Origin of the sequence: Gluconobacter sphaericus NBRC 12467 (assembly GCF_006539125.1) — a bacterium.
Classification (GTDB): Bacteria; Pseudomonadota; Alphaproteobacteria; order Acetobacterales; family Acetobacteraceae; genus Gluconobacter; species Gluconobacter sphaericus.
Genome location: NZ_BJMK01000081.1, coordinates 1 through 1487, shown reverse-complemented (window position 1 = coordinate 1487; position 1487 = coordinate 1). Strand labels below are relative to the sequence as shown.

Here is a 1487-nt window from a genome sequence, read left to right as displayed (position 1 = left end):
CCTTGAAGGACGGGTCAAGAAAGAGGACGTCAGGGTCGGGAAGAAAGCTGGGGCCAGCTTGTGCTCCCCAAGCTCGTGCAGGCTGGCTGACGACGCTGGAAGGGGTAATGCTTCCAGAAGGATTAGCCGCTTTTGCGGTTTTGAAGCCGAGGAGGGAGGCGCCTGCCAGCCCTGTGAGAATAGTGCGGCGGGTCGGGGCCTTTTTGAAAAGGTCGGTCTTGGAAGATGAAAAGGGCGCAGTCATCACGTTCTCCTTTGGCTCATATGCGTCTTGTCACGACTGCCCAAGTGAGAGAAGTCACCATTTCGTATGGTTTTCCTTGAGGGATATTTTTTGAAAATTTTGAATTTCTCAAAATAAATCCACTCTACTTACGAAGTATTTTAATTTTTCTTCTGTCGTTTTCTGAAATTCAGTTTCTGAATTGCTATTCTGTTTTTGGGAGTTCTTCTGTCCTGAGCCAGCAGTGTCGAATGGCTACCCATTCAACAGCTGGCAAGGGGGAGTACCTCCCCCGTTGACCCCCACAAACGACAAACCAGAACAGGATGCCTCGCTATGCCCGATGCTTCATCTCCATCCCGTATCCGATCTTCCCGCCTGTCCGTGCGTGCGTCTCCTGACGAACTGGCACGGTGGAGCCAGAGCGCCCGGTTTCTAGGCCACGCCACGACCGCTGACTGGGTCCGGACATTGTTGCAGGATGCCGTTTTGTCTCACCATCGCGGCGGAACGGTCAGCCGTGAACTCCGTCAGTTGCGTGGCGAGCTGGGACGGATTGGCAACAACCTGAACCAACTCGCTCACGCTGCGCATCTCGGTGATGCCGTTGCCTGTGGTGACACCTTGCAGGATATCGACCGCCTGAAAAACCGGACCGATCACCTGTTGCAAGGTTTACGTCCGGTTCGTGTCCAGAGAGCTCGGTCTGTTTCCGTTCCTCTTATGCACTGAACCAATAGTCATGTTCTCGCAGGTGCGACGCCATGATTGTACAGGAAACCAGAATTAAGAGCAGCAGCGGGCATCAAGCTGTCTCAAAGCATGTTCTCTCGGGAGCCAGGAACGAAGCCATCCGTCTCATGGCTGGCAGTGACTATCTTCTCAAGGATTGGATGAAAGAAGCGAGGCGTGAGGGTATTCGATATGGCCTGCGTCATATCGCGTTTAATCCATCCGAACCGATGAGTGATGGGCAACTCGCCGATTTTGCCCAGCAGATTTGCCTTGAGCTGGGCGCTGACCCTGAGCGCATGACTCTGGTGATTCATCAGAAAGACGGCGGCACCCATGGCCACCTCTTATTGCCGGAATGGCAGCAGGATCACGTTCTCAGCAGTAAATTCACATGGCAGCGTCTGGAGAAAATCGCCCGTCTGGAAGAGCTGAGATTGGGTCATACTCTTGTGCCCGGACGTCATGACCGGGCTATTGCGAAAGCTTTGAGAGAGGGCGGAAATTCTGAGGCCGCGGATAGGATTGCTGG

Annotated in this window: 1 protein-coding gene and 2 pseudogenes; 2 read left to right on the top strand and 1 reads right to left on the bottom strand. The window is 53.8% G+C overall.

The window, feature by feature from the left end:
- Positions 1-244: pseudogene (locus tag GSP01_RS14570) on the bottom strand (SMP-30/gluconolactonase/LRE family protein); the annotation flags it as partial.
- Positions 245-559: 315 nt separating this feature from the next.
- Between GSP01_RS14570 and GSP01_RS14565 the strand changes: the two are divergent.
- Together GSP01_RS14565 and GSP01_RS14990 are read left to right on the top strand one after the other, a co-directional pair.
- A complete protein-coding gene (locus GSP01_RS14565) occupies positions 560-955 on the top strand; it encodes a plasmid mobilization protein (RefSeq protein WP_141354681.1) in 396 nt (131 codons plus the stop codon).
- 32 nt (positions 956-987) lie between these two features.
- A pseudogene (locus GSP01_RS14990) lies at positions 988-1487 on the top strand (relaxase/mobilization nuclease domain-containing protein); the annotation flags it as partial.

Coding starts and splice junctions, on each gene's coding strand:
- GSP01_RS14565 (WP_141354681.1), top strand. CDS start 560: ATGCCCGATGCTTCATCTCCATCCCGTATCCGATCTTCCCGCCTGTCC.